The organism is Sulfitobacter sp. W002, from assembly GCF_025142135.1.
Classification (GTDB): Bacteria; Pseudomonadota; Alphaproteobacteria; order Rhodobacterales; family Rhodobacteraceae; genus Sulfitobacter; species Sulfitobacter profundi.
The window spans coordinates 2,201,311-2,221,596 of sequence record NZ_CP081126.1 but is presented as its reverse complement, the minus strand read 5'-3'; the positions used below and the strand labels follow the sequence as shown (position 1 = coordinate 2,221,596).

Genomic DNA, 20,286 nt, shown 5'->3' with positions numbered 1-20,286 from the left:
CTGAATAGGTAGGGGCCATAGCCCCTGATCCCGCGAAAGGTGTCTTCATGTCGCTTCATTCCATTCGCCCTTGGCGCGATATTCCGCGTCGCAAGTCCCGGCAGATCATGGTGGGCAATGTGCCAGTGGGCGGTGATGCGCCGATCACCGTGCAGACCATGACGAATACGCTGACCACTGATGTAGCCGCTACCATCCAACAGGTGCAGGCCGCCGCCGATGCGGGAGCGGATATCGTGCGGGTTTCGGTCCCGGATGAGGCGTCTTCCAAAGCGCTGCGTGAAATCGTGCGCGAGGTGTCTGTGCCCATCGTGGCGGATATTCATTTCCATTACAAACGCGGGATCGAGGCCGCCGAGGCCGGTGCCGCTTGCCTGCGCATTAACCCCGGCAACATCGGTGACGAAAAGCGCGTGCGCGAAGTCATCAAGGCCGCGCGGGACCATAATTGCTCCATTCGGATCGGCGTGAACGCAGGCTCGCTGGAGCGGCATTTGCTGGAGAAATACGGCGAACCTTGCCCCGATGCGATGGTCGAAAGCGGTCTGGATCACATCAATATCCTGCAGGATAACGATTTCCACGAGTTCAAGATTTCCTGCAAAGCGTCCGACGTCTTCATGGCCGCCGCCGCCTACCAGCAACTGGCTGACGCCACCGATGCGCCCATCCATCTTGGCATCACCGAGGCAGGCGGGCTAATGTCGGGCACGATTAAGTCGGCCATCGGTTTGGGCAATCTGCTGTGGAGCGGGATTGGCGACACGATCCGTGTTTCTCTGTCGGCCGATCCGGTCGAAGAGGTGAAGGTTGGCTATGAGATCCTTAAATCCCTCGGCCTGCGCCATCGCGGTGTGAACATCATCTCTTGCCCCTCCTGCGCGCGGCAAGGGTTTGACGTGATCAAGACTGTCGAGGCCTTGGAAAAACGGCTGGAGCATATCAAGACGCCCATGAGCCTTAGCATCATTGGCTGTGTGGTGAACGGCCCCGGTGAGGCGCTGATGACCGATGTGGGTTTCACCGGCGGTGGGGCCGGGTCTGGCATGGTCTATCTCGCGGGGAAACAGAGCCATAAGCTTGGCAATGAGGGCATGATCGAGCATATTGTCGAGCAGGTCGAAGAACGCGCGGCGCAGATTGAGGCTGAGGCGGTGAAAGCGGCGGAATAGGGTGGTGGCTGGGCCGCTGGCCGGGTGGCGGCGGACAGGGTGCGCTGCGGTATTTTTAAAAGGATGAAGATGATGGGGGGCGCGTCAACCGGGAGGGGCGCGTCCTTTTTGGCTGTTTGGAATCTGTGTTTAATCAGCGGGTTGGTGGTGAAGGTTAATTTGGTTTGGGGGTGAGGTATTTCTCTAGGACCACGGGCGGCATGTGGCCGTTGAGGACCATCTCAGGCAGTACGTAGAAGGGGGCGGCGTCGAGCCCTAGGGCGGCGGCCCAGCGGGCGGCTTGGGGCGTGGGCAGTTCGTGTTGGATGAATGTCAGCCCGTAGCGCTTTGTAATTTCAGTTAGTTCTTTGACGGCGGTATTGCAGGTATCGCAGTCTTGCGCGGTGAAGAGCGCCACGGCGTGGCCTGCCAGAAGCTCGGGGGTGAGGCGTTCGAGCAGGGTTAGGTCGTCTTGGATGTATTGCCGCATTTCGGATTGCGCGGGCTGTGGCGCTGCCAAGGCTTTGGCGATGACATCGCCATTCGCCAAGATCGCCGCGCGCAATTCAGCGTCAAAGGCGGCACGCGCGGTGGGAGCAAGCGTTCGAAGATCACCGGCCCCGGCAGGCAGGGCCAGCGCGAGAACTGCCATGGCTGCCCGGGCGTGCATTTTCAGCCGCGTTTTTCGTCCACCAGTGCCATCATCTGATCGTAGGGCAGGTAGCCACGCAGCATCTCATCCTGCATGACGAAGGTAGGGGTGCCGGTGATCTGAAGCTTTTGCGCCAGCGCGCGGGTCTGGGTAATTTCCTGTATGACTTCATCGCTGTCCATCTTGGCTTCGATCGCCGGGACATCCAGATCAAAGCTTTCGCCTAAACGGCGCAGCGCGGGCAGGGAGACCTCACCGTTGAAGGCCATCAGGGCATCGTTCAACTGCTTGTAGGCATCGCCGCCCGCGACCTGTTTGGTCGCCACGGCAAAGCGCGACGCCAGCATGGATTGATCGCCAAGGATTGGGAATTCTTTGACGATCAATTTGATATTGCCGTCCGTTTCTAGCAGCTTGGCCACTTCGCCATGGGCGCGTTTGCAATAGCCGCAGCGGTAGTCGAGGAACTCGACCAGCGTGATGTCGCCATCCGGGTTGCCACCGACCCAGGAATAACCGTCGTCGAAAATTTCATCTGCGTTGGCGGTGACCAGATCAAAATCGGCCTGCATCTGCGCTTCGGCCTGACGGTTTTGCATCTGCTCAACGGCCTGCAGGATCACCTCGGGGTTTTCCATCAGATAGGCGCGGACTTCGGCGCGGAACTGCGCGCGCTCGGCGTCGGTCAACTCTGTCAGGTCCATGGCCCCGGCGGGAGCGGCAAGGGCCAGTGCGCTGGCAAAGGCAGGGGCGATGAGGCGGGCGAACATGGGCGGTCCTTTCGGTAGGTCTGCGAAATAGGGGCCAAGGGTTGACGCCCGGCATCAGGCGCGGTGAAAGCATATGCCGAGAGTAGGAGCAAGCCCATGCGCAATTCAACCAGGTCCGCCGTCGATCCCTTTATCGTGATGGACGTGATGCAGGCCGCCAGCGCCGCCGAAGAGGCGGGCCGTCACATCATTCATATGGAGGTCGGTCAGCCCGGCACAGGCGCGCCCAAAGGGGCGGCCGAGGCGTTGACAAAAGCCATGGGAGAAGGCGCGCTTGGCTATACCGTGGCGCTTGGATTGCCCGCGCTGCGCACACGGATCGCGCAGATGTATGGCGAATGGTACAACGTGGATCTGGACCCGGCGCGGGTGGTGATCACGCCCGGATCCTCGGGCGGGTTTCTGCTGGCCTTTACCGCGCTTTTCGATTCCGGGGATCGGGTGGGCATCGGGGCGCCGGGCTATCCTAGCTACCGCCAGATTCTGCGCGCCTTGGGGATGCAGCCCGTCGATCTGCCCGCCGCGCCCGAGAACAGATATCAGCCCGTCGCGGCGGATTTCGCGGGGCAAGACCTGCGCGGCTTGCTCGTGGCCTCCCCGGCCAATCCTTCGGGCACGATGCTGGACCGGCCTGCGCTTTCGGCGCTGACGGATGCCTGTGTGGCTAATGACATGTCCTTCATTTCGGATGAGATTTACCATGGCATCGAATACGACAAGAAGGCCGTGACCGCGCTGGAGGTCACCGACGACTGCTATGTGATCAACTCCTTCTCAAAGTATTTCTCGATGACCGGCTGGCGCGTGGGTTGGATGGTGGTGCCCGACGATCAGGTGCGCGTGGTTGAGCGGATCGCGCAGAACATGTTCATCTGCGCCCCCCATGCCAGCCAGATCGCGGCGCTGGCGGCGATGGACTGCGATGATGAATTGCAGGCCAATCTGGCGGTCTATCGCCGCAACCGCGACCTGATGATCACCGGCTTGAAAGAGGCTGGGTTCACCGACATCGCGCCGCCCGATGGGGCGTTTTATGTCTATGCAGATGTCTCTCGCTTTACCGATGACAGCCGCGCTTTCGCCGCTGAGATTCTGGAAAAGGCAGGCGTCGCCGTGACCCCCGGTCTCGATTTCGACCCGGCGCGGGGGCATAGGACGCTGCGCTTTTCCTATGCGCGCAGCACGGCAGACATGGAAGAGGGGATTGCCCGGCTTAAAGCCTTTATGGCCGCACGCTGAGCGCTGGTTTGCACGCGCGGCAGGTGGTAGAAGGGCGAAAACGGGCAGGGTGGTCAAACATGCGGGCAATTCTTAAGGGACTGGCAGTGGCGCTGGTCTGTGCGGTGCCGGTGGCCGGGGGCGCGCAGGAGTTGACCGCGCTGGCGCGGGTCGATCCGGTGGAGAGCGCGGTGAAAGACGGCTGGTTTGGTAAAACCGAGCTGACCGTGGGGCTTAGCCAAGGGGTGCCTTTTCGGGTTTTCCTGTTGGATTATCCTGCCCGTCTGATCGTCGATTTCCGTGAGGCCGATTGGTCAGAGGTGGCGCGCGGCGACCTGCTGAAGAAACCGGGCCGCATCTCTGCCCTGCGCTTTGGCGCGTTTCAGCCGGGATGGTCGCGGTTGGTGGCGGATCTGGCTGAACCGATGATCCCCGCAAAAATCGGCATGCCTGTGGATGCAGGCAGCGGTAAGGCGCGGCTTGAAATTACGTTGGAAACCGTCGCGGCGGAGGTCTTTGCCAAGGCCGCGGGCGTGCCCGTGGATCCCGATTGGACCACCGCGCTCACCGCCCCGCCAAAGCCCGCGGCGGTGGATAAGGACAGCTTTACCATCGTGTTGGACCCCGGCCACGGCGGCATCGACCCCGGCGCGCAGCGCGAGGGGCTGGATGAAAAAGACCTGATGCTGAATTTCGCCCGCGATCTGCGCGATGCGCTGCGGCGCAAGGGCGTGGATGTGTTGCTGACTCGTGACGATGATATCTTCGTGGCGCTGGAGCACCGGGTGGCCATCGCCCATCAAGCCGAGGCGGACCTTTTCATCTCCCTCCACGCCGACAGCCTGTCGCAGGGCGGAGCGAGCGGGGCCACGGTCTATACGCTTTCGGATGGTGCAAGCGACGTGGCGACCGAACATCTTGCCGCGCGGCATGACCGGTCCGACATCATCGCGGGTGCGGATTTGACCGGCTCGGATGATCAGGTGGCGGGTATCTTGCTTGATCTTGCACGCCAAGAGACCGAGCCGCGCTCCGATGCTTTGGCTGCGACTTTGGTCGAAGGCATGCGTGCGGCGGGTGGGCCGATGAACGGCCGACCGCTACGACGGGCCGGGTTTTCGGTCTTGAAGTCCGCGGATATTCCATCGGTTCTGGTCGAAGTGGGGTTCCTCAGTTCGAAGCGGGATCTGACCAATCTGCGCGATCCGGTGTGGCGCGCGTCGATGGTGAGCGCCATGGCGGATGCGATCGTTGCCTGGCGTGATCAGGATGCGGCGCTCAAGCCCTTGATCAGAAAGTAAATTATAATGATATGGCCGGTTTGTCGATGGGCGAACATTCGCCCTTGCTGGCGGCCATGTGTTTTGACCCGAGCCAGTGCATCCTGTATAGGCTCGGAACTGTCCCTAGCCAATGGTGGTCCGCGCGCGTGTTTCGATTTGTTCTGTCCTTTTTCGGGGGGATTTTTACCACCCTGACCCTGAGCGTCGGCATGGTGGCTTTGACCATCGGGGCGGTGTTTTGGATGTATGGCCGGGATTTGCCCAGCCATGAGTCGCTGGCGCAATATACGCCGCCGACGATCAGCCGGATTTACTCGGGCCAAGGCCGTTTGATCGATGAATTTGCCAAAGAGCGCCGCCTTTTTGCGCCCGCCAACACCATCCCGGATCTGGTGAAACAGGCGTTCATCTCGGCGGAAGACAAGAACTTTTACACCCACGAGGGCTATGACCTGCGCGGCATCGGTGCGGCGGCAGTGGATGCGGTCAAATCCCGTGGCCGCGATGTGCGCGGTGCCTCGACCATCACCCAGCAGGTGATGAAGAACTTCCTGCTGTCAGGTGACCGCCGGGCCGAGCGCAAGATCAAAGAGATCATCCTCGCCACCCGCATCGAAGAGACACTGAGCAAAGAGAAGATCCTTGAGCTTTACCTCAATGAGATTTTCCTCGGGCAGAACTCCTATGGCGTGGCCGCGGCCAGCCAGACCTATTTCAACAAAACGCTGAGCGAGTTGGCCCCGCATGAGGCGGCCTTCCTCGCGTCGCTGCCCAAGGCGCCGTCGGATTACCACCCGGTGCGCCGCAAGGACCGCTTGCTGGCCCGTCGGAACTTCGTGCTGCGCGAGATGAAGGAGAACGGCTATATTTCGGAAGCGGCTTATGAGACGGAAGTGGCGCTGCCGCTGCGCTCGGTCCAGAACGGTGATTTCGAAAGCTTCAAGGCCGAGCTGCCGCCGCGTGATTACTTCACCGATGAAATCCGCCGTCAGCTCAGCGAGAACTTCGGCGAGGGTGAGTTCTTTACCGGCGGTTTGACCGTGCGCGCGACCATCGACAACGAAATGCAGCCCATTGCCGCCAATGCGCTGCGCCGTCAGTTGGAGCAATATGACCGCGGGCAGGGCATCTGGCGCGGCACGCGGTTCGAAATCCCCGCCGATCAGTTGACCAGCGAAGAGAAATGGCGCGCCGCCCTCGCGGACCTGCGGGTGCCGCGTGACATCGATCTAGAGAACCAGTGGTATCCTGCCGTGGTGCTGGAGGTCGGCAATAGCGATGCGCGGATCGGCATCGAAGGGGTCGACGAAGATCAAGACGGTCACTGGATCCCTGCCGATGATGTGCAATGGGCGCGCAAGCGCTTGGACGATGGCAAACTGGCCTCCAAGGCTCAGGTGGCGGGCGATCTGCTTGAGGTTGGCGAAGTGGTGTTGGTGCGCCGCATGACCTCCGATAGCGACGGATCCTTCATCCGCTGGACGCTGCGGCAGGTGCCCGAGGTGCAGGGCGGTTTTGTCGCCATGGACGTGCACACGGGCCGGGTGATTGCGATGCAGGGCGGCTTCTCTTATCAGGCGAGCGTGTTCAACCGCGCGACCCAAGCCAAACGGCAGCCGGGGTCGAGCTTTAAGCCTTTCGTCTATGCCTCCGCGCTCGACAGTGGCTATAGCCCGGCGACCATCGTGGTCGACGCGCCCATTGAGATCAACACGCCGCAGGGCGTCTGGCGGCCCCAGAACGCCTCGCATAAATTCTATGGCCCCACGCCCCTGCGCACCGGGATCGAACAGTCGCGCAACCTGATGACCATCCGTCTGGCGCAAGAAGTCGGGATGGATGTGGTCGGCAGCTATGCCGAGCGTTTCGGCGTTTATGACGATCTGGCGCCGCTGCTGTCGAATGCACTCGGCAGTCAGGAAACCACGCTTTATCAAATGGTGTCGGCCTATGCGATGTTCGCCAACGGCGGCGAGCGGGTGCAGCCCACGTTGGTTGACCGGGTGCAAGACCGCTATGGCCGCACCGTCTACAAACATGACGAACGCAAGTGCTACGACTGTGAGCAGATCAACCTCGCGCCCGGCGCAGCGCCGCGGATCATTTCCAACCGCGAGCGGGTGATGGACCCGGTGACGGCCTATCAGCTGACATCGATGATGCGCGGCGTGGTCGAACGCGGCACGGCCCGCAATGCGGTCAACTTGCCGGTGCCGATCGCGGGCAAGACCGGCACCACCAACGATGAGAAAGACGCATGGTTCGTCGGCTTTTCGTCCAACGTGGTGGCAGGCTGCTACATCGGTTTCGACACGCCGCGCCCGATGGGCCGGGGCGCGGGCGGCGGGCGGCTTTGCGCGCCGGTCTTCCAGCGCTTCATGTCTGAGGCGATCAAGAAATACGGCGGCGGTGACTTTGCGGTCCCCGAACAGTGCCGCTTTATCAAGATCGACCGTTTCAGCGGCGCGCGGCTGAGCGATAACGCCTCGGGTGGTAACGTGGTGTCGGAATGTTTCCGCGATGGCGAAGAGCCGCTGTTTGGCATCTCCTTCGATGGCGGCTTTGCCATGGGGACGGACCTGCCATTGGTCGAGGAACTGGGCGGCTCGGCTGCATCGTCTTCGCGTCAGGTCACCACATCGACGGGCAAAAAGGCCACTGTCGGCCCTAAGGCAAGCTTTGGCACGCTGAGCTCGGGCGGCCTTTACTAATCAGGTCGGCGGGGCGAAGGCGCGCTTTGCCTCCCCCCACTTGCCGCCGCTGGCGGGCTGGTCTATCTCTCGTGCGGCTCCGGTTTTCGGGGCCGCATTACTTATCAAAGGCAGGCACACATGCGCGCAGAGGCACAGAATACCGCGGACCAGATCAGCAAATCGCTGGAATTGCTGGCCCAGCGACTGGATGTGGAGACCGCGCCCTACCGGCTGGAAGAATTCAACGCCCGCGTCGAAGATCCGAACCTTTGGGACAACCCCGATGCCGCGCAAAAGCTGATGCGTGAGCGCCAGTCACTGGTGGATGCCATCGACACCTATGAGGGCATCAAACAGGAACTGGCCGACAACGTCGAACTTATCGAGTTGGGCGAGATGGAAGAGGACGAGGAGGTCATCTCCGACGCCGAGGCAGCACTAAAGGCGCTGGCGGAAAAGGCCGCCCAAAAGGAACTCGAAGCGCTGCTGAATGGTGAGGCCGACAGCAACGACACCTTCCTAGAGATCAACGCAGGCGCAGGCGGCACGGAAAGCTGCGACTGGGCCAGCATGCTGGCGCGGATGTATGTCCGTTGGGCCGAGAAGAAAGGCTATAAGGTCGATCTTCAGGCCGAAAGCGCGGGCGACGAGGCTGGCATCAAATCCGCGACCTATAAGATTGAAGGGCACAACGCCTACGGCTGGCTGAAGTCCGAAAGCGGCGTGCACCGTCTGGTGCGCATCTCGCCCTTCGACTCGGCGGCCAAGCGGCACACCTCTTTCACCTCCGTAAAAGTCTACCCCGTGGTCGACGACAACATCGAGATCGAAGTGAACCCTTCGGACATCCGCATCGACACCTACCGGTCGTCCGGCGCGGGCGGCCAGCACGTCAACACCACCGACTCGGCGGTGCGGATCACCCACCATCCCACGGGCATCGTCGTGACCTCTTCGGAAAAGTCGCAGCACCAGAACCGCGACATCGCCATGAAAGCGCTGAAATCGCGGCTTTATCAGATGGAGTTGGACAAGCGTTCAGCCCTCGTGAACGAAGCGCATGAGAACGCGGGCGACGCGGGCTGGGGCAACCAGATCCGATCCTATGTCTTGCAGCCTTATCAAATGGTAAAAGACCTTCGCACCAATTACGAGACATCGGACACCAAGGGCGTGCTCGACGGTGATCTAGATGGGCTGATGGGGGCAACGCTGGCGCTGGCGGTCTCGGGCAAAAGCCGGGCCGAGGCGCAGGGCGACTGAGCCCGCACGTCCCCCTTCATGAAATAATATGTAGCAATAGGGGGACATGATGGATTTGCTAGATTGGGACGCTTCGGACCTGTCCGAGGCGCTGGCCGCGCGCAGGATTTCTGCGGTTGAGCTGATGCAGGTGACGCTGGCTCGGATCGAGGCGGTGAATGGCAAGGTGAACGCCATTGTGTCGCTGCGCGACCGTGACACGCTCTTGGCCGAGGCGCAGGTGGCGGATGCGAGCCCCCGTAAAGGCTGGCTGCATGGTATTCCCATGGCGATCAAGGATCTGGCGGATGCTGAAGGGCTACTAACCTCTCAAGGGTCGCCCCTTTTTGGCTTAGAACCAGCCACGCGAGATCATCCCGCCGTAGCGCGGCTTCGCGCGGCCGGGGCAATTTTCATTGGCAAAACCAATACTCCCGAGTTTGGCCTTGGCAGCCATACCTTCAACCCGGTCCATGGCGCGACCCGCAATCCTTATGACCTGAGCCGCTCGGCAGGCGGATCCTCAGGCGGGGCGGCGGCGGCGCTGGCGGCGCGGATGGTCGCCGTTGCCGATGGGTCCGACATGATGGGATCCCTGCGCAATCCGGCGGGCTGGAACAACGTCTACGGGATGCGGCCGACATGGGGCAGGGTGCCGTCGGATGATGGCGGCGATCTGTTTCTGCACCAGCTTGCAACTTTGGGGCCGATGGCGCGCAGCCCCCGTGATCTCGCCGCCCTTCTTGATGTGATGAGCGGCGCCGATCCGCGCCAACCTCTGACCCGCTCCGGCCCGGATACGGCCCCGGATATCGACGCGGGCCTGCCGGCGCAGCGGTTGGGCTGGCTGGGCGATTGGGGCGGTGCCTTCCCCTGCGAGCCGGGGATCATTGACTTGAGCGAAGCCGCATTGAACCGTTTGGCCGGGCTGGGGCATGAGGTCACACCTATCGCCGCGCCTTTTGATGCAGATGCGATGTGGGAAAGCTGGATAACGTTGCGATCCTTTGCCGTGGCCGCCTCATTGGGGGCGATCTACGACGACCCGGCGCGGCGGGACGGGTTGAAACCCGCCGCGCAATGGGAGGTCGCGCGCGGGCAGGGGTTCTCTGCCTCTGATATCCAGCACGCCAGCGGCATCCGCTCCGATTGGTTCCGCGCGGCACATGCTCTGTTCGAAGAGGTCGACGTTCTGGTGCTGCCCTCCGCGCAGGTCTGGCCTTTTGATGTCGAGATGGTGCACCCGACCGAAATCAATGGCCAGCCGATGGATAGCTATCACCGTTGGATGCAGGTGGTGGTGCCTGCAAGCCTGATCGGTCTGCCGGTGGTGAATGTTCCTGCAGGCTTCGACAGCCGCGGCCTGCCTTTGGGGCTGCAACTGATTGGCAAACGCGGCAGCGATGCGCGCTTGTTGCGACTGGCGCAGGGCTGGCATCAGGCGACAGGCTATCCGCAGGCGCAGCCACCCCGGCTGTAGCGGGCCTCAGTTGAACGGCGCGTCGGGCTGAAGCAGGCGGCGGTGATAGGGCATCAGGGCGTCGATGTCGATAAATCCCGCCTGCCGTGCCGCGGGCAGCACCGTTTTGGGATCTTTGCCAATGTATTCGTAGGTCAGCCGCGTCACCCGCGAACCCGCGGCACTTTCGGGCGCGGTGCGGGTGACATACCCCACCCAAAAGTTATTCTCGAAAGAGGCGACACGGTTGAGGTAGTTGAATGACCCGGTCAGCGTGCGACGGCGCGATACGACGATGGAAACGCCGTTCTCCTGCTGCGAGACGATGCCGCGATATTCGCGCGCCGTGGGGCTGGTGGGCAGCCCTTGCTGGCGCAGGGAATGCGCGCTCTCGTAGCCCCGCAGGAAGGTGCTGCTGCCGTCGCGCTTGATGTAGACGACCCCGGTCACAAACCTGTCTTGATCCAGAAACGACCGCCGTGCGAAGCGGTAAAAGCCGCTGGGAAAATCCGCCTCGGGCACGTTCTGAACCCCGGTCCCAAGGAAATCCCGCAGGAAACTGTTGTTGATCGGATCTTGGTTGAGCGAAATCTCGGTGACTGGCTCCAGCAACACCCGCGCATCGATTTCAAAGAAGCGGCAGATCCGGGCCAGCACGTCAGGCCGGGGGAAGCTTTCGCCCGACAGGTAGCGGTTGAACTGCGTACGGTTGATCCCAAGTTGCCGGGCAAGATCGGAGATCGACGTATAATCCGCCGCCAACTGGCGCAGATTGGCACCAAACATGCTGCGAAGTTCAGAGGGGGAGCGGTTGGAAGCGGACATGCAGCCTCGTTCTGATTTGCGACGCAGCCATAGGATACGGGCTGTTTGGCCAGAGGATTAACCGACTGACGCGAAGGCGCGTCACAGGTGACGCTAATTTGAGGTTGACCCTACTGGAACCGACACAAAATGCAAGCGGACGTTGCATTTTAACCTATGTTACACCTTTTTCGATTGTCGCAGAATGAAGGTCAATTATCAGAAGCGGGGGGTACTATGATTGGTGTAGTTCTGTGGAGCGATAATACCGCTGGCAAAGCAGTGTTTTGGTGCGAGGATCAGGGCGATCTTGCCTATTACGAAGAGCCTGCGATCTGTATGGGGCACGGTTCGGGGTTCGACCCGGGCGACATGGTACAGTTCGGCATCACAGTGCATCGCAAACTACGCATCGCGGATAACCCAAGGGTGGTTCTGGAGGACGCGGCGTCATATCTGCCCGACGCCCTGCGCCATGATAGTCCCGCGGTGCAAGAGCCGCAGGCGGCAAAACCGCGCGGGGGCGCTCAGATCATTCCCTTTACGGCCAAGCCCGGACCGCGCCGATGCGACGCGGCCCAGCTCAAAGCCTGAAGCACAACCCGATCAGACCCCGCGGGCGAGGGCGGCAACGCCCGTGCGGGCAACATCGGCCAGCCCCAGCGGGCGCATCAATTCGGCAAAAGCGTCAATTTTGTCCGGCGCGCCGGTGATTTCGAAAACAAAGCTCTCCAGCGTGCTGTCGACCACATTGGCGCGGAAGATATCCGCAAGCCGCAGCGCTTCGACCCGGTGGTCGCCCTTGCCGACAACCTTGAAGATCGCCAATTCACGCTCAACGCTCGGGCCTTCGACGGTGAGGTCATGCACCTCATGCACGGGCACGATCCGTCCCACCTGCGCCTTGATCTGCTCGATCACCTGTGGCGTGCCGCTGGTGACGATGGTGATGCGCGACAGATGCCCGGTGTGGTCCACCTCGGCCACGGTCAGGCTGTCGATGTTATAGCCACGCCCCGAGAACAGGCCGATCACCCGCGCCAGCGCGCCAGGCTCGTTCTCGACCAGCACAGCCAGCGTGTGTTTTTCGACCACATCCGAGAAATTGGGCCGTAGGTTATAGGCGGAATGCGAGGTTGCGCCTTTTTTGATTTTTAGGGCTGCCATGTCTTCGTCCTTTTATCTAGCTGCGGGAATTTTTTAAAAATTCCCGGTCGTTTTCTTTGAAAGAAAACGGGTCACACCAGCACCGAGCCTTTTGCGTCGATCACACCTTGGGTCTCATGATCCCCCGGCAGCAGCATTTCGTTATGCGCCTTGCCGCTTGGGATCATCGGGAAGCAGTTTTCATGCTTCTCAACCAGACAGTCAAAGATCACAGGCCCGTCGTAGTTGATCATCTCCATGATCGCGTCATCCAGATCGTCGGGGTCGTGGCAGATGATCCCCTTGGCGCCAAAAGCTTCGGCCAGTTTGACGAAATCGGGCAGGGCTTCGGACCAGCTTTGCGAATAACGCTCGCCGTGCAGCAGTTCCTGCCACTGGCGGACCATGCCAAGGCGTTCGTTGTTGAGGATGAACTGTTTGACCGGCAGGCCGAATTGCATCGCCGTGCCCATCTCTTGCATGTTCATCAGCCACGAGGCTTCGCCCGCCACATTGATCACGAGGGCGTCGGGATGCGCCATCTGCACCCCGATGGAGGCCGGGAAACCATAGCCCATGGTCCCGAGGCCACCGGACGTCATCCAGCGGTTCGGCTCTTCAAAACCGAGGTATTGCGCGGCCCACATCTGGTGCTGGCCCACTTCGGTGGTGATATAACGATCATGACCCTTGGTCAGCGCTTCGAGCCGCGACAGCGCGTGCTGGGGTTTGATGACCTTGCCGGTTTGGGTGAACTTCAGACAATCCTTTGCGCGCCATTCCTCAATCTTGGACCACCATTTGGCGAGCCCTTCGCTATTGGTCTTGCGGCCGCGGGATTTCCAGACCTTGAGCAAGTCTTCGAGCACATGACCCACGTCACCGACGATTGGGATGTCGATGCGGATCACCTTGTTGATCGATGACGGGTCAATGTCGATATGCGCTTTGGTTGACTTGGGGCTGAAACTATCGATGACGCCGGTGATCCGGTCGTCGAACCGCGCGCCGATGTTGATCATCAAATCGCAGTCATGCATCGCCATGTTGGCTTCATACAGCCCGTGCATCCCCAACATGCCCAGCCATTTGTCACCCGAGGCAGGGTAGGCGCCGAGACCCATCAACGTCGATGTTATCGGGAAACCCGTGGCATCGACCAATTCGCGCAGCAGTTGGCTCGCCGCCGGGCCGGAGTTGATGACGCCGCCGCCAGTGTAGAAGATCGGGCGCTTGGCCGTCTCCATCGCCGCCACCAGTTCGGTGATCTCGGCCATGTCGCCCTTGACCTGCGGTTGATAGCGCGAGGTGGAGGGTTTGGGAGACTCGTAATGGCCCGTGGCAAATTGCACGTCTTTAGGAATGTCGATCAGCACCGGGCCGGGGCGGCCGTGGGTCGCGACATGAAAGGCTTCGTGCAGGGTCGCACCAAGGTTGTCGGTCTCTTTCACCAGCCAATTGTGCTTGGTGCAGGGACGGGTGATGCCCACGGTGTCGGCCTCTTGGAAGGCATCAGAGCCGATCATAAAGGTCGGCACCTGGCCGGTCAGCACCACCAGCGGAATGGAATCCAGCAGCGCATCTGTCAGGCCGGTCACCGCGTTGGTCGCACCGGGGCCGGAAGTCACCAGCACAACGCCGGGTTTGCCGGTCGAGCGGGCGTAGCCTTCGGCGGCATGCACCGCGCCCTGCTCGTGGCGCACCAGAACGTGTTTGATCGAGTTCTGCTGAAAGACCTCGTCGTAAATCGGTAGCACCGCGCCACCGGGATATCCAAAGACGGTGTCCACACCCTGGTCAATCAGGGCTTGGACGATCATTTTCGCTCCGGTCATCTGGCGTTTCATCTTGGGTGCTCCGTAAGGCAGGTTATTGGCGTTTGGCATAAAAAAACCCCCGGTCTGACGGGGGCGCATGGGAAGGATTATGGTTAACCGTTACCGGCCCATGCGCGTGTGTCCTACAATAATGACTAGGTCGATCATCTCAGGGGTCCTCTTAGCGTGGCGTGAGATTATGAGGGGGAAAGGGGGGCGTCAACAGCGAAATGGCGAAAATCTTGTGCTTGGGTGGGGATTAATTGCTGTTTTATTTCGCCGAGGTGTCATTTTGGGTTCTTTTTGAAAAGAAATCGGCCCTCTGGCGAATTTTATTGAATTGTGGGGGTGTGTTGATGCACGTGATTCAATGGGGCAGCCCAACGGCCCGCTCCGGTTGCGCGCAAAATCTATAGGCTGGCTCAGCGCCTTAGCGCGGGCTGACATCCGGCAGGGTAATATTGGCCACCTGCTCGGCAATGGGATCATTGCTGAGCGGATGCTGGTCGGGCACGAAACCCTCAGGGTCGCGCATCTTTTGCCACTGCCCGCCCATATAAACTTCAAGACCCGAGAACTTGGCCTTGTACCCCATCTTTTGACTGCCCGGCACCCAGTAGCCAAGGTAGACATAGGGCAGACCCGCCGCGCGAGCGATTTCGATGTGGTCGAGGATGATGTAATTGCCCAACCCGTTGCGGGGCCGGTCGGGCGTGTAGAAGGAATAGACCATGCTCACCCCGTCGCCCAAGACATCCGTCAGGCAGACGCCGACCAGCGCGTTATCGGCCTCGGAGTCGGTATATTCGATGACCCGACTGCGGATCGGGGTTTCCTCGATCATTGCGGCGAATTCAAAGACATCCATATCGGCCATGCCGCCATCCGCATGGCGACTGTCGAGGTAGCTGCGGAAGAGGTCATATTGCTCTTCCGTGGCCCAAGGAGAGGTTGCGCGCCGCTCAAGCCCCGCGTTGCGGTTCAGAATGCGGCGCTGGCTTTTGCTGGGCCGAAAGGCCGCCACATCGATCCGTGCCGACAGGCAGGCGGCGCAATCGGCGCAAGACGGGCGGTAAAGAACGTTCTGAGAGCGGCGGAACCCTTGGCTTGATAGGCTGTCATTCAGGCGTGCGGCATTGTCGCCCTGAAGGGCGGTGAACAGCTTGCGCTCCATCCGGCCCTCCAGATAGGGGCAGGGCTGCGGCGCTGTGACATAGAATTGCGGTGTCAAAGGCAGTGTATGTCGCATGGGTTTCCAGCATTTATCGGGGGATGCTATCAACCCCCCCCCGCTGCGCCAAGGGCAAATTTGCGTGATGCCCTAGCGGCTGAGGCGGCGATTCACCGGCACGGTGCCAAGCGCCATATCCGTGAGGCTTTGACGGCGGGCCGTGGTGCAGATCAACACGGCCGAGACGACCTGAATGATCGTGACCGTCATCGACAGCGAATAGCCGATGGTGTGCAAAAGCGCGGTCATGAAATCAAAGGGCCGGTCGCGGTGGTCGCGCATCTCCATCGCCATCAGGCGCATCCCCCATGTGGCCGACCCGCTGGTCAGCGTGGCCACCCGGTAGGCAAAACCCACCACCAGCGTCAGAAAGGGGAAAAAGAACAGCCCGGTAAAGGCGGTGAAGGGCAGGATCAGCAGGCAAAAGACGATGACAAGCGTCACATCGACGATCCAAGCCAACAGCCGCTTGCCAGCGATGCCGTCATAGAATTGCGGGTGTAGATCGGGGTCGGGGGTCTGGGTCATGTCGCTTCCTGCGAAAGGCCCCCCGGCGCACAGGCCGGGAGGTGGGGGTCAGGGTGGGATCAGGCGCTTGTGGGCGTCTCGTCGCGTTTGGCGCGCTCGTCCATAAACTGGTCGAACTCGGCCTTGTCCTTGGCTTCGCGCAGACGCTCAAGGAAAGCCTCGAAATTGCCCTGCTCCTCTTCCAAACGGCGCAGCGTGTCTGCCTTATAGGCGTCAAAGGCGCTGTTTCCGGTGTTGTGCGACATCATCGCACGGCTGGATTTGCGGCTGCAGGATTTCGAAGAGAACATGCGTTTGCTCCAAGTCATATAGGCAAGAAGGGCGAGGCCAAGGGGCCAGAAGAAGATGAAGCCGAGCACCATGGCGGCGATCCAAGCGCCTTTGCCGCGTGCGTCCATCCAGCTTTCGGCCCGCGCCAGCCAGCTCGGGCGGGGGGCATAGGTCGGGTCGGTGGTCACTGTCGTCATTGTTGAGCCTTTCGGTCGTGACGGGCCTGTCGCCGGCCCGGGCGTTTCGGATGATGTGAATGTCTTTCACATTGAATAGATCGGCACGCCGGGGCTCTTTCGCAAGGGGCTATGTGAATGTTTTTTACATTGTTCAGAAAGCGACAGTAAAATCAGTAACCTGCGCGCCGGAAAGCTGCGCCATTTTCTGCGGCTCAAGGCAGAAAACGTGGTGCGGCGTGCCCGCAGCGGCCCAGACCAGCGGGAATTGCAGCAGATTTCGGTCAAACCAAGCGCGCGGCGGCGTGATATGGCCCAGCGGTGCCACGCCGCCGATGGCAAAGCCAGTCTGCGCCCGGATCAGCGTGGCATTGGCCTTGCCCATTGGTTCCCCGGCCAGTGCTGCGGCGCGGTCCAGATCGACTTGCTGCGCGCCCGCGGTGATGAAAAGCAGCGCCGCACCGCTGTTTTCGCCGCGAAGGACGATGGATTTGGCAATCTGATCGACCGCACAGCCAAGTGCGGTGGCCGCATCGACCGCCGTGCGTGCCAGGGCCGTCTCGCGTATCTCTGGCGTCACCCCTGCGGCCTCAAGCGTGGCGCGGACCCGTTTCAAACTCTTGCTCATTCTTTGCCCCTTGCTACATGGCGCCACCTTGGGGCGCGCGCCAAAGTCGTAGCAAGGCCGCGCCGTGCCGCAACCCCCATTGACGCCGCTTGGATCAGCCCGCAAAGCTGGCCCCATGACAGACCCATCGCTTGCCGCCCGGATCACCCGCTCTCCCCGCATCTATCACCGCGAACGCGCGCAGGATGCGGCGGCGCTCTTGCCCGATCTTGCGCCGGACCTGCGCGAGATGATCTCGGCCGCCGCGTCTACCGCACCCTATCTAATGGCGCTGTTGGAAAAGGAAGCGGCTTGGCTTGGCGAGGCCGTGGAAAACCCCGAGGCCGCTCTGGCCGCCAATTGCGCCGCGGCGGCGGAATTTGCGCCCGACCGGCTGGCCGATGGGCTGCGGCAGGGCAAACGGCGCATGGCGCTTCTGACCGCGCTGGCCGATCTGGGCGGGGCATGGTCGCTGGAAGACGTGACCGGCGCGCTGACCGATTACGCCGATGCCGCTTGCGGGGCGGCCCTGCGTGCGGGGCTGGCGGCACAGATCAAACGCGGCAAACTGCCGGGGATGACGATGGACGATCTGGCCGACTGCGCGGGCATGGTTGTCTTTGCCATGGGCAAAATGGGCGCGGGGGAACTGAATTATTCTTCAGACATCGACCTCATTTGCGTCTTTGACGAAAGCCGCTTCGCGCCTGATGATTTCCACGCCGCCCGCAGCGCCTTCGTCAAGGCGACGCGGGCGATGTCGGGCACATTGAACGACATTACCGCGCAGGGCTACGTTTTTCGCACCGATCTGCGCCTGCGCCCCGACCCGGCGGTCACCCCCGTCTGCATCGCGATGGAGGCCGCCGAGCGCTACTACGAAAGCCTTGGCCGCACATGGGAGCGCGCGGCCTATATCAAGGCCCGTCCGGCGGTCGGTGACATCGCCGCAGGGGAAGCGTTCTTGCAATCCTTGCGCCCCTTTGTCTGGCGCCGCCATTTGGATTTCGCTGCCATCCAAGACGCTCACGACATGAGGCTCGCCATTCGCGAGCACAAGGGCTTGGGCGGGCCGATCACTCTGCCGGGGCATGATATGAAATTGGGCCGGGGCGGCATCCGTGAGATCGAGTTTTTCACCCAGACCCGACAGCTCATCGCCGGGGGGCGCGATGCGGAGTTGCGGCCCCGTGGGACGCTGGCAGGGTTGCAGGTGCTGGCCGAGAAGAACTGGGTGCCCAAAGAGGTCGCCGAAACGCTCGGCGATCACTACCGCGCACACCGCACGGTAGAGCACCGCTTGCAAATGGTGCAGGACGCGCAGACCCACACGCTGCCCCGCAATGATGCCGATTTTGAACGTCTGGCCGCCATGATGGACATGGATGTCAATGACTTGCAGGCCGATCTTCATGAGCGTCTGCAAGCCGTGCACGACCTGATCGAAAGCTTTTTCGCCGCCACGCGGGAGGAGCCCGAAGCCGCCCGCCCGGCGCATCAATTCGACACCTCGGTGCTTGACCGTTGGCCCAGCTATCCCGCGCTGCGCTCAGAACGGGGGGCGGATATTTTCGGGCGGCTACAGCCACTGCTCTTGGACCGTTTGGCGCAATCTGCCAAACCGGATGAGGGGCTCTTGGCCTTTGACGGTTTCCTCGCTGGCCTGCCCGCCGGGGTGCAGCTCTTCTCGCTCCTGCGGGCCAATCCGCAACTGGGCGATCTGTTGGTGGATATCGTCGCCACATCGCCTGCGCTGGCGGCGCATCTGTCGCGGAATTCGGGGGTCTTCGATGCGGTGATCGGGGGGGATTTCTTTTCGGACTGGCCGGGGCAGACCAAGCTGACCGAGATGTTGCAACAGCATCTCGCGGCAGAGGCCGATTACGAGTTGCGCCTTGATGGCACCCGCCGTTGGGCGCGCGAATGGCATTTTCGGATCGGCGTGCATCTGCTGCGCGGGCTGATCGACGCGGCCACCGCCGGGCGCCAATATGCCGAGTTGGCCCAAGCGGTCTTGCAGGCGCTCTGGCCCGTGGTCGTCGATCAATTCGCCACCCGGCATGGCCCGCCGCCGGGGCGCGGGGCGGTGATCCTTGGCATGGGCTCGCTTGGGGCTGGGCGTCTAACGCCGACCTCCGACCTCGATATGCTGGTGATTTATGATGCCGATGGGGTGGACAGTTCCGACGGCCCCAAACCCCTCGCCACCCGCAGTTATTATGCCCGGCTGACCCAAGCAATGATCACCGCGATGACCGCGCCGATGGCCCAAGGCAAGCTTTACGACATCGACATGCGCCTGCGGCCCTCGGGCAATCAGGGGCCGGTGGCCACCAGCCTCGCCAGCTTTGAGAGCTACCAGAAAGAGCAGGCTTGGGTCTGGGAGCATCTGGCGCTGACCCGCGCGCGGGTGATCGCGGGGGCAGAGGATCTGGGCCGCGACGTCGAAGCGCTTCGGGCTGAAATCCTCAGCCGCGCCGCCTCGCGCGACAAGGTTCTGGGCGAGGTCGCGAAGATGCGCCAGCGCATTGCCGCCGCCCGCAGCCCTGCAGGGCCGCTCGACGCCAAGACGGGCGCGGGCCGCTTGCAGGATATCGAACTGTTCGCGCAGGCAGGCGCGCTTATCGGCGGCACCGGCGCGCGTGAGATCGACGCGGGCCTTGCCGCCGCGCGCGGCGAAAACGTGATTGATGCGCAGGCGGAAGCCGCGCTTTCCTCGGCCTATACCAACGCATGGACCCTGAATTGCGCCGCGCGTCTGCTGTCAGCCAATCCGATTGATGCGCGGACGATGGGGCAGGCGGGGGCGAGCTTTCTCTGTCGTGTGCTCGCTTGTGACGACCTAGCGGCATTGGAGGCCAAGATGCAGGGCGATTACGACACCGCGGCTCAAACCATCGACGCGGCGCTGCCCGAGCCGGGGCAGGAGGGGGCATGAGCGATCCAGATGACCCAAAGGGCTTGATCCGCGAATCCTACCGGATGGAGGGGATTGGCCCCGCCGAATGCCGCAGCATCTTTCTCGACTGGGCCTTGAGCCTGCCGGAAGGCCACGACAACGCAGCCGCCATCACCCATTTGTTGGAACGCTACGGTGCGGCCGCCGCGTGCCACCCGATGACCCAAGTGCTGCGCGAGGGGCAGACCACGCTCACCACCCCGCGCCGCCGGGGCGGTTGGCGGGGCAGGGCGCGCAACTGACCGCCGATCTGGGCCTGCGAAACCTCTTTCCCCAGCCG

18 protein-coding genes are annotated in these 20,286 nt (G+C 61.9%); 9 read left to right on the top strand and 9 right to left on the bottom strand.

Translation table 11 applies throughout. The annotated features are described in order from the left end of the window. The first annotated feature begins 47 nt into the window (after nt 1–47). The gene (gene ispG / locus K3758_RS10935) at nt 48–1,172 is read left to right on the top strand and encodes a flavodoxin-dependent (E)-4-hydroxy-3-methylbut-2-enyl-diphosphate synthase (protein WP_259944706.1); all 1,125 of its coding nucleotides are present in this window, start codon (nt 48–50) and stop codon (nt 1,170–1,172) included. 154 nt (nt 1,173–1,326) lie between these two features. Here ispG and K3758_RS10930 read toward each other — a convergent pair whose 3' ends face one another. Both K3758_RS10930 and K3758_RS10925 read right to left on the bottom strand, forming a co-directional pair. After that, nucleotides 1,327–1,803, bottom strand: coding sequence for a disulfide bond formation protein DsbA (locus K3758_RS10930; protein ID WP_259944704.1), 477 nt, complete (start codon nt 1,801–1,803; stop codon nt 1,327–1,329). Between the two features lie 20 nt (nt 1,804–1,823). Continuing rightward, complete coding sequence (locus K3758_RS10925; protein WP_067626227.1) at nt 1,824–2,573, bottom strand: DsbA family protein; 750 nt, start codon at nt 2,571–2,573, stop codon at nt 1,824–1,826. A 96-nt stretch (nt 2,574–2,669) separates the two neighbouring features. On the opposite strand from K3758_RS10925, the gene K3758_RS10920 reads away from it, so the two are divergent. The 5 genes from K3758_RS10920 to K3758_RS10900 all read left to right on the top strand — a co-directional run bounded on the left by K3758_RS10920 (nt 2,670) and on the right by K3758_RS10900 (nt 10,489). Further along, nucleotides 2,670–3,812: a pyridoxal phosphate-dependent aminotransferase gene (locus tag K3758_RS10920; RefSeq protein ID WP_259944701.1), complete on the top strand. Its 1,143-nt coding sequence runs from the start codon at nt 2,670–2,672 to the stop codon at nt 3,810–3,812. Nucleotides 3,813–3,871: 59 nt separating this feature from the next. Beyond that, on the top strand, nt 3,872–5,092 hold the full coding sequence (locus K3758_RS10915; RefSeq protein ID WP_259944697.1) for an N-acetylmuramoyl-L-alanine amidase: 1,221 nt from the start codon (nt 3,872–3,874) through the stop codon (nt 5,090–5,092). A gap of 128 nt (nt 5,093–5,220) precedes the next feature. Continuing rightward, nucleotides 5,221–7,785, top strand: a complete 2,565-nt coding sequence (locus K3758_RS10910; RefSeq protein WP_259944694.1) for a penicillin-binding protein 1A — start codon at nt 5,221–5,223, stop codon at nt 7,783–7,785. A gap of 120 nt (nt 7,786–7,905) precedes the next feature. Next, nucleotides 7,906–9,030 (top strand): peptide chain release factor 2, encoded by a 1,125-nt coding sequence (prfB, locus tag K3758_RS10905; protein ID WP_120351278.1) that lies wholly within the window; start codon nt 7,906–7,908, stop codon nt 9,028–9,030. Between the two features lie 49 nt (nt 9,031–9,079). Then, nucleotides 9,080–10,489 (top strand): amidase, encoded by a 1,410-nt coding sequence (locus tag K3758_RS10900; RefSeq protein ID WP_259950061.1) that lies wholly within the window; start codon nt 9,080–9,082, stop codon nt 10,487–10,489. Nucleotides 10,490–10,495: 6 nt separating this feature from the next. On the opposite strand, the gene K3758_RS10895 is transcribed toward K3758_RS10900, so the two are convergent. Beyond that, the gene (locus K3758_RS10895; RefSeq protein ID WP_259944691.1) at nt 10,496–11,293 is read right to left on the bottom strand and encodes a helix-turn-helix domain-containing protein; all 798 of its coding nucleotides are present in this window, start codon (nt 11,291–11,293) and stop codon (nt 10,496–10,498) included. Between the two features lie 216 nt (nt 11,294–11,509). Here K3758_RS10895 and K3758_RS10890 point away from each other — a divergent pair, with 216 nt between their 5' ends. Further along, complete coding sequence (locus K3758_RS10890) at nt 11,510–11,866, top strand: hypothetical protein (protein ID WP_259944689.1); 357 nt, start codon at nt 11,510–11,512, stop codon at nt 11,864–11,866. A gap of 12 nt (nt 11,867–11,878) precedes the next feature. Here the strand turns inward: K3758_RS10890 and ilvN are convergent, their stop codons facing one another. The 6 genes from ilvN to K3758_RS10860 all read right to left on the bottom strand — a co-directional run bounded on the left by ilvN (nt 11,879) and on the right by K3758_RS10860 (nt 17,068). Next, nucleotides 11,879–12,439: an acetolactate synthase small subunit gene (ilvN, locus tag K3758_RS10885; RefSeq protein ID WP_067626213.1), complete on the bottom strand. Its 561-nt coding sequence runs from the start codon at nt 12,437–12,439 to the stop codon at nt 11,879–11,881. A 71-nt stretch (nt 12,440–12,510) separates the two neighbouring features. Then, nucleotides 12,511–14,265 carry an acetolactate synthase 3 large subunit gene (locus tag K3758_RS10880; RefSeq protein ID WP_259944683.1) on the bottom strand — a complete coding sequence of 585 codons (1,755 nt, stop codon included), beginning with the start codon at nt 14,263–14,265 and terminating at the stop codon, nt 12,511–12,513. Nucleotides 14,266–14,665: 400 nt separating this feature from the next. Beyond that, nucleotides 14,666–15,484, bottom strand: a complete 819-nt coding sequence (locus K3758_RS10875; protein ID WP_259944680.1) for an arginyltransferase — start codon at nt 15,482–15,484, stop codon at nt 14,666–14,668. 72 nt (nt 15,485–15,556) lie between these two features. Beyond that, nucleotides 15,557–15,994, bottom strand: a complete 438-nt coding sequence (locus K3758_RS10870) for an RDD family protein (protein WP_259944678.1) — start codon at nt 15,992–15,994, stop codon at nt 15,557–15,559. Nucleotides 15,995–16,053: 59 nt separating this feature from the next. Next, nucleotides 16,054–16,461 (bottom strand): DUF2852 domain-containing protein, encoded by a 408-nt coding sequence (locus tag K3758_RS10865; RefSeq protein ID WP_259944675.1) that lies wholly within the window; start codon nt 16,459–16,461, stop codon nt 16,054–16,056. A 133-nt stretch (nt 16,462–16,594) separates the two neighbouring features. Beyond that, the gene (locus K3758_RS10860) at nt 16,595–17,068 is read right to left on the bottom strand and encodes a YbaK/EbsC family protein (protein WP_259944673.1); all 474 of its coding nucleotides are present in this window, start codon (nt 17,066–17,068) and stop codon (nt 16,595–16,597) included. Between the two features lie 115 nt (nt 17,069–17,183). Here K3758_RS10860 and K3758_RS10855 point away from each other — a divergent pair, with 115 nt between their 5' ends. Continuing rightward, nucleotides 17,184–19,985, top strand: coding sequence for a glutamine-synthetase adenylyltransferase (locus K3758_RS10855; RefSeq protein ID WP_259944671.1), 2,802 nt, complete (start codon nt 17,184–17,186; stop codon nt 19,983–19,985). Further along, nucleotides 19,982–20,248: a hypothetical protein gene (locus K3758_RS10850; RefSeq protein ID WP_259944669.1), complete on the top strand. Its 267-nt coding sequence runs from the start codon at nt 19,982–19,984 to the stop codon at nt 20,246–20,248. Before K3758_RS10855 ends, K3758_RS10850 begins: the two co-directional genes overlap by 4 nt. Nucleotides 20,249–20,286: the final 38 nt, after the last annotated feature.

Excerpts from the sequence above, each read along its gene's own strand:
- prfB (WP_120351278.1), top strand. The coding sequence starts at position 7,906 with ATGCGCGCAGAGGCACAGAATACCGCGGACCAGATCAGCAAATCGCTG.
- ilvN (WP_067626213.1), bottom strand. The coding sequence starts at position 12,439 with ATGGCAGCCCTAAAAATCAAAAAAGGCGCAACCTCGCATTCCGCCTAT.
- K3758_RS10890 (WP_259944689.1), top strand. The coding sequence starts at position 11,510 with ATGATTGGTGTAGTTCTGTGGAGCGATAATACCGCTGGCAAAGCAGTG.
- K3758_RS10915 (WP_259944697.1), top strand. The coding sequence starts at position 3,872 with ATGCGGGCAATTCTTAAGGGACTGGCAGTGGCGCTGGTCTGTGCGGTG.
- K3758_RS10860 (WP_259944673.1), bottom strand. The coding sequence starts at position 17,068 with ATGAGCAAGAGTTTGAAACGGGTCCGCGCCACGCTTGAGGCCGCAGGG.
- K3758_RS10900 (WP_259950061.1), top strand. The coding sequence starts at position 9,080 with ATGGATTTGCTAGATTGGGACGCTTCGGACCTGTCCGAGGCGCTGGCC.
- K3758_RS10850 (WP_259944669.1), top strand. The coding sequence starts at position 19,982 with ATGAGCGATCCAGATGACCCAAAGGGCTTGATCCGCGAATCCTACCGG.
- K3758_RS10920 (WP_259944701.1), top strand. The coding sequence starts at position 2,670 with ATGCGCAATTCAACCAGGTCCGCCGTCGATCCCTTTATCGTGATGGAC.
- K3758_RS10930 (WP_259944704.1), bottom strand. The coding sequence starts at position 1,803 with ATGGCAGTTCTCGCGCTGGCCCTGCCTGCCGGGGCCGGTGATCTTCGA.
- K3758_RS10875 (WP_259944680.1), bottom strand. The coding sequence starts at position 15,484 with ATGCGACATACACTGCCTTTGACACCGCAATTCTATGTCACAGCGCCG.
- K3758_RS10855 (WP_259944671.1), top strand. The coding sequence starts at position 17,184 with ATGACAGACCCATCGCTTGCCGCCCGGATCACCCGCTCTCCCCGCATC.
- K3758_RS10870 (WP_259944678.1), bottom strand. The coding sequence starts at position 15,994 with ATGACCCAGACCCCCGACCCCGATCTACACCCGCAATTCTATGACGGC.
- ispG (WP_259944706.1), top strand. The coding sequence starts at position 48 with ATGTCGCTTCATTCCATTCGCCCTTGGCGCGATATTCCGCGTCGCAAG.
- K3758_RS10925 (WP_067626227.1), bottom strand. The coding sequence starts at position 2,573 with ATGTTCGCCCGCCTCATCGCCCCTGCCTTTGCCAGCGCACTGGCCCTT.
- K3758_RS10880 (WP_259944683.1), bottom strand. The coding sequence starts at position 14,265 with ATGAAACGCCAGATGACCGGAGCGAAAATGATCGTCCAAGCCCTGATT.
- K3758_RS10865 (WP_259944675.1), bottom strand. The coding sequence starts at position 16,461 with ATGACGACAGTGACCACCGACCCGACCTATGCCCCCCGCCCGAGCTGG.
- K3758_RS10895 (WP_259944691.1), bottom strand. The coding sequence starts at position 11,293 with ATGTCCGCTTCCAACCGCTCCCCCTCTGAACTTCGCAGCATGTTTGGT.